General features: G+C 61.8%; 8 protein-coding genes. 5 read left to right on the forward strand and 3 right to left on the reverse strand.

Going from position 1 to position 8879, the window contains the following annotated elements; genetic code table 11:
* On the reverse strand, nt 1-1139 hold a 1139-nt coding region (locus AB7S84_RS14815), incomplete at its 3' end, for an MATE family efflux transporter (protein WP_428155388.1).
* Between the two features lie 356 nt (nt 1140-1495).
* On the opposite strand from AB7S84_RS14815, the gene AB7S84_RS14820 reads away from it, so the two are divergent.
* From AB7S84_RS14820 to AB7S84_RS14835, 4 genes are all read left to right on the forward strand, one after another.
* On the forward strand, nt 1496-2239 hold the full coding sequence (locus AB7S84_RS14820; protein ID WP_020878408.1) for a histone deacetylase: 744 nt from the start codon (nt 1496-1498) through the stop codon (nt 2237-2239).
* A gap of 43 nt (nt 2240-2282) precedes the next feature.
* On the forward strand, nt 2283-2960 hold the full coding sequence (locus tag AB7S84_RS14825; protein ID WP_020878409.1) for an ABC transporter ATP-binding protein: 678 nt from the start codon (nt 2283-2285) through the stop codon (nt 2958-2960).
* Nucleotide 2961: 1 nt separating this feature from the next.
* Nucleotides 2962-5460, forward strand: coding sequence for an ABC transporter permease (locus AB7S84_RS14830; protein ID WP_428155391.1), 2499 nt, complete (start codon nt 2962-2964; stop codon nt 5458-5460).
* Nucleotides 5461-5693: 233 nt separating this feature from the next.
* Complete coding sequence (locus AB7S84_RS14835) at nt 5694-6407, forward strand: arylesterase (protein ID WP_428155393.1); 714 nt, start codon at nt 5694-5696, stop codon at nt 6405-6407.
* 69 nt (nt 6408-6476) lie between these two features.
* Here AB7S84_RS14835 and AB7S84_RS14840 read toward each other — a convergent pair whose 3' ends face one another.
* Together AB7S84_RS14840 and AB7S84_RS14845 are read right to left on the reverse strand one after the other, a co-directional pair.
* The gene (locus AB7S84_RS14840) at nt 6477-7388 is read right to left on the reverse strand and encodes an ADP-ribosylglycohydrolase family protein (protein WP_428155395.1); all 912 of its coding nucleotides are present in this window, start codon (nt 7386-7388) and stop codon (nt 6477-6479) included.
* 57 nt (nt 7389-7445) lie between these two features.
* Nucleotides 7446-7919, reverse strand: a complete 474-nt coding sequence (locus AB7S84_RS14845; protein ID WP_428155397.1) for a superoxide dismutase [Ni] — start codon at nt 7917-7919, stop codon at nt 7446-7448.
* A 379-nt stretch (nt 7920-8298) separates the two neighbouring features.
* Between AB7S84_RS14845 and AB7S84_RS14850 the strand changes: the two genes are divergently transcribed.
* Nucleotides 8299-8879, forward strand: a 581-nt coding sequence (locus AB7S84_RS14850; protein ID WP_428155399.1) for a cell wall hydrolase, incomplete at its 3' end; no start/stop codon positions are given.

Below are 8879 nucleotides of genomic sequence, written 5' to 3' on the forward strand. Positions count from 1 at the left end.
GCCACGAACCGGAGCAGAATGACGCCCATCTCGGTCATGCGGGCCGATGCCGCCGGCGCAAGCTGCGGGGTTTGAAAAAGGGAGAGGGTCCATCGGGGCCAGACCAGATAAAAGAACCCCGTCACCAGAATATAGAGATAGATGATGTGGAGCGTGGCCCGCGTATCGGCCTGGGCCGCCGCCGGTTCTCCCCGACCCAGGGCCTGGCCGACCAGGGTGCTGGTCCCCATGGAAAACCCCATGATCGGCATGAACGTCAGGGAGTTGATGGTCAGAACGATGTTGGTGACCGCCAGTTCGATGCTGCCGATGCGCCCGACGATGAGCACGAAAAAGGTAAAGGCGAAAAGATCCAGGGTGAACTGGAGGGATCCGGGGATGCCGAAGCGAAGCAGGCGCCTGAAAAGCGCCGCTTCAATCCGCCGGTCGCTGCGCACCCCGAACCGTCGGTCATTGTCGCGGGTGAAAATCAGCCCGGTGAACAGCAATGCCATGACGGCCCAGGAAATCACCGTACCGAGGCCGGCGCCGGCAATGCCCATCTCGGGAAGATGCCATCGCCCGTTGATGAGGGCGTAATTGAGGGGGATGTTGATCAACATGCCGGCCAGATGCACCAGCATGACGGGCCGGGTGCGGCCCCTTCCGGAAAAAAAGGAGGAGAGGGTCGAAGCGAGCACGCAAAACCCGCCCCCGAGACAGAGCATTCGAAAATAGACCACCTCCATACGCCGGATCTCCGGGGCATGCCCGACAAGATCGAACAGGGGCACGGCGACAAACGAGAGGGCCGACAACGCCGCGGCGGCAGCGGCGGAAAAATAGATCCCCTGCCACAAGGCGCGCCCCACCCGAAGCGCCATGCCGGCCCCGGTGTACTGGGCCACGAACACGTTGACGTAGGTGCCGACACCCATGAAGAAACCAATGAACAGAAAGGCCGTCAGCCCGCCGGGGGTCGAGGCGGCGATGGCATCGATGGAATACCGGGCCAGAAAGATCCGGTCCGTCACCTCCAGAATCATGGTGGTGGCCATGCTCACCACCAACGGCAGGCTGACCCGAAGCACCTGACGGTAACGGTAAAGCGGCTCCGGTCGAAACCCTGTAAATTTCAGTGTTCGCGTTCTGATGTCCATACCGCTCCGAGATCCTCCCTGACGGGAGCATCATAATACCCTGTAAAATATAGAAAACCGATCAGGCCCGACGGCCGATCCCTCTTTTGCCGATTAGGCATAACGCCGTAACCTAAGGGTTGAGGACAAGGCCGTCAAGCCTTTATCCGACGGACGGGGGCAGCCCTGGCGTCCCGAACCCGACGGCAGGGAGGCACTTGTCCCCGGGGAGATCCCGTGGTATGTATGGGGAGGCTGAAGGCTGAAGACTGAAGGCCGAAGGGGGATAAGGGCGGCGGTTGTTGCAGAGTCGTACCTTCAGACTGTCGGCTTCAGTCGAATCTCCTGATGAAAGAGAGGCAGGCGGGGAGGTCGTCATGAAAGTCGTTTTTCACGAGGATTTTTATACGGTTTACACCAATGAGCCGGCGGCGGCTGAAGGCCGGATCGAGGCCGTGGTGGCGGCCATACGGGATAAGGCCGAATTCGTGGAAGCCGTCCCGGCGGACGAGGACGACATCCGGGCGGTACACACCGGGATGCACGTGATGCGCATACGGGAAAAAGGGCTTTACGACATCAGCGCCCTGGCTGCGGGCGGCGCCGTCCAGGCAGCGGAGATCGGCCTTGTTGAGCCCTGCTTCGCCCTCATCCGCCCCCCCGGCCACCACGCATCCGCGGACAGCTGCTGGGGATTCTGTTATTTCAACAACATGGCCGTGGCCCTGACGGCCCTCAAACGGCGGCAAAAGATCCAAACCGCCTTTGTCCTCGACATCGACCTCCATTACGGAGACGGCACCGTCAATATCCTGGATCCGGAGGACTGGGTGAGGATCCACAACCCCGAGGAGCGCCGCCGGCACGAATACCTCCGCAACGTCGCCCACGTTCTCTCCAACATCGCGGTCGACATTATCGGCATTTCCGCCGGCTTCGATCATCACCGGGAGGACTGGGGCGGGCTTCTGGAGACCGAGGACTACTACGAGATCGGTTTTCTGGTGCGGGAAACCGCCAGACGGAGCGGCGGCGGCTGCTTCGCCCTTCTGGAAGGCGGTTACAATCACGACGTACTGGGGGAGTGCGCCGCCGCGCTCATGGCAGGCATGTCCGCATAACCGGGGGGCATGCTCCCGATACCCACGAAAGGCCAAGACCACGATGACGATACTGGACGCCCGGAACCTGACCCGGACCTACCGGGTGGAAAACCGGGAGATCACCATCATCAGGGATGTCTCCCTCTCGGTCGACCCAGGGGAGTTCCTGGTCATCCAGGGCAACAGCGGGAGCGGCAAGACGACCCTCCTGACCCTCCTGTCGGGCCTGGACCGGCCGACGTCGGGCCGTATTTTCATACGGGACCGCGAGATCACCCACCTGGGCGAGGACGAGATGGCGCCCTTCCGGAACCGGGCCTTCGGATTCGTGTTCCAGTCCTTTCACCTGGTGCCGTCCCTCAACGCCCTCGAGAACGTCATGTTTCCCGCCGAACTTTCCGGGAACGGGCATGCCCGAAAGAAGGCCGAAGCCCTGCTCGACCGGGTCGGCCTCCTGCCCCGCCGCGGCCACTTCCCCCACCAGCTCTCAGGCGGGGAGAAACAGCGCGTGGCCATCTGCCGGGCCCTGGTCAACGAACCGGATATCGTCTTCGCCGACGAGCCCACGGGCAACCTCGACGCCGACAACAGCGCGGCCATCCTGACCCTGCTGCTTCACCTCCGGAAAGAAAAAGGGGCCACCCTCATCCTGGTCACCCACAGCGCCGAGATCGCCCAAAAGGCGGATAGAAGGCTGCTGCTCAGCAACGGCGAGATTTCAACCGCGAGAGGAAACTGACATGTTCCACGCCAGGTTCCTGTTTCGGCAGTTCGTCGCCGGCGGCCGCCAGGCAGCGGTCTTCGTCCTGTGCGTCACCCTCTCCATCGTCGCGGTGGTGGCGGTGAACGGATTCCGGGAAAGCCTCAACCGGTCTCTGCTCCAGGATGCCCGGGCGCTGCACGGGGCCGACATCATCGTGAGATCCCACTTTCCCCTCTCGGTCCCCCTTCTGGCGGCGATCCGGGATATCGAGGCCCAGGGACGGGCGGAGAGCACCCCCGTCTACGAATTCTACTCCGTCGTCCGGAGCGCCCGAGGGGATGCCTCGCTCCTGGCGGACCTGAAGATCGTCGGCCCGGCATACCCCTTTTACGGCGAGGTGACGCTGGCGTCGGGCCGGCCCTTCGACCGGGTCCTCGCCCCCGGGAGCGTCGTGGCGGAGCAGGCCCTGCTGGAGCGGCTCGGCCTGTCGGTGGGAGATACCCTCTACGTCGGGAGCGCCAGTCTCACCATCCGGGATGTCGTCCTGAAAGAGCCGGACCGGCCGGTGGGCTTCCTCTCCTTCGGACCCCGGCTCTTCATCAGCGAGCCGGACATTCCAGGGCTGGATCTCCTCAAAAAAGGGAGTCGCGTCCGCTACATCCGCCTCATCAAGGTCGGGGAGAACGAAAACCTCGAGGCCCTGGCGTCGATGCTGGAGAAGGCGGCCGTGGAGGGCCAGGAGCAGGTGGAAACCTTCAGGACGGCCCGATCGCGGATCAAGCGCTTTTTCGACAACTTCCTCTTCTTTCTCTCCCTCATCGCCGTCTTTACCCTCCTGCTCTCGGGCCTGGGCATCCGAAGCGCCCTCAGCGCCTACCTGAAAGACAAGGAGAAGACCATCGCCGTCATCAAGGCCATGGGGGGAACGCGACGCTTTGTCACCCTCAACTATCTGGCCCTCGTCGCCGTCTTCGGCCTTGTCGGCACCCTCATCGGCCTGGGCCTGGGGATCCTTCTCCAGCACGGCCTCTTTTGGATGCTGGGCGATCTCATGCCCAGGGGCAGCGGGGCGGTGGTTTCAGCGTCGACCCTCGCCCAGGGGATCCTCCTGGGCATCCTTACGGTGATCCTTTTCGCCTTCCTGCCCATCCACCGCCTCAGGGACGTCCGGCCCCACCTGATTTTCAGGAAGGCGAACGAACGCGCCCGAAAGGGCACGGACTTTTACGTGACCCTGTTGTTGATCCTGCTCTTCTTCACGGGGATGATTCTGTTCCAGCTCAAGGATGTCGAAACCGGCCTCAAGTTCCTGGGTGGCACCCTCGGCCTGATCCTTCTCTCCGCCCTGATCACCCAGGGCATGCTGCTCCTGTTGAAACGATTGGGGAGCCGCCCCCTGGCGCTCCGGCAGGCCGTTCGGGGGCTGTTCCGGACAGGCAACGCCACCCGATCGACCATCATCACCCTGAGCGCCTCCCTATCCCTGATCTTCACGATCTTCCTGGTGGAGCAGAACCTGGATGCCGCCTTCATCCGCTCATACCCCCGGAATGCGCCCAACCTCTTTTTCATCGACATCCAGCCCGACCAGGTGGATGAATTCTCCCAGGTCATCGGCCGGAATTCCGAGTTCTATCCGGTGATCCGATCGCGGCTGCTCTCCGTCAACGGCGAAAAGATCGACCGGGAGACAGAGCGGCTCAGACGGGGCGACAACCTCACCCGCCCCTTCAACCTGACCTACCGGGATCATCTGCTGCCGGACGAAATCCTCGTGGATGGAAAAGCGATGTTCCGGGAGGACATCCCGGGGCTTCAGGTGTCGGTGCTGGACACGGTGGTGGAGATGCGGTCCATGGCCGTGGGCGACGAACTGACCTTCCGGATACAGGGGATCCCCGTAACAGCGACAATATCGAGCATCCGCAGCCGCACCCGGGAAACCATCGAGCCTTATTTCTACTTTGTTTTCCCCGGGGATTCGATTCTCAAGTCGGCGCCCCAGACCATCTTCACGGCAATCCGGATCGATGCGGCGGATATCCCGGCCGTCCAGAACAGGGTCGTCTCCCGGTTCCCCAATGTCAGCGCCATCGACGTCAGCCAGACCCTCGGCACCTTCGCGGGGCTCCTCCACCGCCTCTCCATGGTGATTCGGGCCTTCACCCTCCAGAGCATCGCGGCAGGGCTTTTGATCATCGTCAGCGCGATCTTCGCCACCCGCATCGCCCGCACCCAGGAGGCCGCCTATTTCCGGATCCTGGGGGCCAAAAGCCGGTTCATCCTGGCGGTGTTCTCCCTGGAAAACGTGATCATCGGCGCCGGAAGCGCCGTCCAGGCCCTCGTGATATCCCAGACGGCGAGCCGGCTTATCGCCACCCGGATGCTGGACATCGACTACCGGCCCTATCTTGCGGAGAGCGGCCTGATGGTCCTGGGCACCATCCTGCTGGTGCTCCTTGTCGGGAGCATCGCAACACTGCCCATCCTCAAACAGAAGCCGGTGGTGTTCCTGCGGGAGCAGACGGAGGAGTGAGAGAGGCTGAAGGCTGAAGGCTGAAGACTGAAGGGGGCATAAAAGCCCCGTCCGTCACAAGCGCACCCCTTCAGCCTTGATGCCGAAAATTGAACGCTATCAGATGATTAGGAGAGACTGAAGGCCGAAGACTGAAGACCAAAGAGGGAGTAAAAGCCCCGTCCGTCACAAGCGCACCCCTTCAGCCTTCAGTCTTCACTCTTCAGTCTTGACTTCAAAAAAGGAAACGACAGATGAAACCTTCTCTTTGGACGGCAGTCCTCCTCGCCGTCCTGACGGCAACCGTCTTCGGCGGCTGCGACAAGGCGCCCAAAGCCGGGACGCCGGAGGCGTCCGGCGCCCTCGAAGCGGCCGCTCCCGGCCCGAACGAAACCGGACGCTCCGGCGTCATCGTCGCCGTTGGAAACAGCCTGACGGAAGGCTACGGCGTGGACGAGGAACAAGCCTACCCGGCCCTCCTCGAAAAGAAGCTCAAGGCTTCGGGCCATGACTTCAGCGTGATCAACGCCGGCATCAGCGGCGAGACCAGCAGCGGGGCCCTGTCGCGGATTCAATGGATCATGACCCTGAACCCGGACATCGTCATCCTGGAGACCGGGGCCAACGACGGCCTCAGGGGCATCGATCCCGATCTCACCCGGAAGAACCTCCTCGAGATCGTCCGCCGCCTCGAGAATGAAGGGGTCGTGGTGGTGCTGGCCGGCATGCGGATGGTCCTGAACCTCGGCCTCGGCTTCACCGACGCCTTCCGGGAAATCTATCCCTCGGTGGCTGCCGAAGCCGACGTGATCCTGATCCCGTTTTTCCTCGAAGGCGTGGCGGGAGATCCCCGCCTCAACCAGGCGGACGGCATCCACCCCAACCCCGACGGCTACCGGATCGTCGCCGACACCGTCTACCCCTATGCCGTGGCGGCCATCGAACGCCTGAAGGCCCGTCGGAACTGAAGGACCTGTCAAGGCATCGAGAGATCCCGACCGACCCCCCGCATTTTTCATCCTCGGGGGGCCGGCATGTCAACCGACGATCCTGTCCAGCAGAGACAGGATTTCCCGGGTTTTTTTCATCCCGTCCGTCCACTCCCGGGGAATGGCGTCCATTCCCAGATGGGCGGCCAGGACCATGCCCGTCATGCTTCCCCGGGCCGCGCTGTCGCCGCCGCCCATGACCGCCTGGATCAGGGCTTCCCTGAGGTCGGTTTCGTATTTCGCGATGAGATGGATCACCCCCGGAAAGACCTGGGGCGTCTCGCAGGCCCGACCGAATTTCCCGATGGCCGCCACGCTCTCTTCATTTCCGGACTTGAGCCCCTCCTCAACCCACATGGCCACGGGGGTCATCTCAAAAGCCTCGGAAGCCGCCAGACGCTCCACGGCCGCCCTGGGCGATTCACCCTTCAAGACTGCCGCGGTCACCCGGGCAAAAAACTCGGCCGTGTCCAGGGTGTTGGGGTCGTCGTGGGTCATCCGGGCCTGGGCCCGGGCCGCCTCCGCCAGGCGATCGGCATCGTCGCCGTACAGGCCCACCAATGGCGCCATCCTCGCGGCGCCGGCAAAATCACCGGTATGGGATCCGGCGTTCTCCGCAGTCTTGCCCTTGGCGTAATAGGCCAGGGTTTTTTTCGTGGCGCCGTCCACATAGCCGTCGTAGTCTTCAAACAACTGCCGCCACCGCCGGGAAAAGTCCTCGAGGTCGAAGGCTTTTTGCTCGGCGACGGAGGTCAGCAGCACCAGCATCTGGTCCCCGTAATGGGTGAACTCCCCCTTGTCCCGCCTGGGGTGATAGGAATCCGACCCGGGTTTCTCGAGCGTCGTCACCCGCCCGAAACGGTTGACGATCTCCTCGACATCGTAGATCCAGTGGGCGCCAAGGGCCAGGGAATCCGCCGCGAATGACGCCAGAACCGCTGCTTTCTTGTTGTCGCTCATGCTGTCCTCCCATGTTTGCGTCTTGTGATGCCGTTGTCGAAAAATCGCCCGATGCCGCTACTCCTTTTCATGGGTGTGCCCGAGATAGAGGTCCGAAAAGGTCTTGATGGCCCCCCGGAGCTTGGCCACATTCTCCAGATCCATGGTCTGCTTGCATTTCATGGCGTAGACGAGGATCTGGTGCAGGGCCGCCAGCTTCTTGTCGTAATCCTTGGCGTCCAGGGCGATGCGCTGGGTCATGAAATACTGGGCGGTCGTGTGCTGAATCTTGTCGGCGTGGAGCTCCTTGTTGTTGATCCACCGGACCAGCTGATTATAGTTCACCGGCGTCTTTCCGGAGAGTTCGGTCGCCTGCTGCATCGATTTCTCGATGGTCGTCGCATCCTCCAGCATCATCTGAATCCGCGCCCCGTCGTCGTAGATGCCGCAGGGAATCTCACAGTGGGCCCACGCCCCGTAAGGCATCACAACCCCCGCCGTCCAGAGGATAACCGTAAGGATGAAAGACACTGCCGTAAATTTCCTGTTCATGACACACTCCTTTCGCTCATGGGTTGAAAAACGGTTTCTGAAGCCTCTCCCACCGGCAGGACGGCTTTGTCCAAGCCCATCCATCGCCCGGCGGGAGATCCGAGATAAACTAATATATTGCCGAAAACGGAAATGGGAACGGTTGAATTTGAATTCGGCCGTTTCTATCTTTCTCTGCAGGGGCATGCCGAAGGCTTCAGGGATGTATCCACGGCTATGGGAACTTTCATGCCCCTCGAGGCTTTACTTTCCAGATACCGTTGTGAAGTTAACCCGACTTTCGACTTTCACGGGCCGCTGCCGGGAGGATACGGCCCGGCACCTTTTTCCGGTCACCATCATGAAAGTCGAAAAGTTGATCCATTCAGGAGGTTTGACCATGCGCTACATATGGATTGCGGCCTGTCTTGCAATCATCCTTCTCGCAACAGGACTGATATCGGCCGATCAGGAACAGAAAGCGGAAACCGCTGAGAGCAAGGCGGCGGTGCTGGAGCAGAAGGCATCGGCCGAGGGCGGCAAAGCATCGCCCATGCCATCCGAAGTTATCACGAAGCCTGAAGCGCAGGCGGTCGATCCGGCCGGACAGGAGCGCTTGGACGATGCCGTCACCTGCCTTTCCCGGACCATCTACTGGGAGACCAGGGGTGAAGGGGTTGCCGGCATGGAAGCCATCGCCAACGTCGTTATGAACCGGCTTGGCCATGAAGGCTTCCCAAACACGATTTGCGGGGTTGTGACGCAAGGCCGCGAAGAGGGTGCCTGCCAGTTCTCGTGGTGGTGCGACGGCCGTCCGGATGACGCCGAAGAGGAAAAATCCTACGAGATCGCCAAGGAAATCGCTCGAAAAGCCCTCAACCGGCAGCTGAAGGACCGAACCGGCGAGGCATTGTATTTCCACCACCGGAGAGTCAACCCCGACTGGTCCGCTGAATACCTGAAAACGACAGAGGTGGGCGA

Source organism: Desulfococcus sp. (assembly GCF_050178255.1).
GTDB classification, from domain to species: domain Bacteria; phylum Desulfobacterota; class Desulfobacteria; order Desulfobacterales; family Desulfococcaceae; genus Desulfococcus; species Desulfococcus multivorans.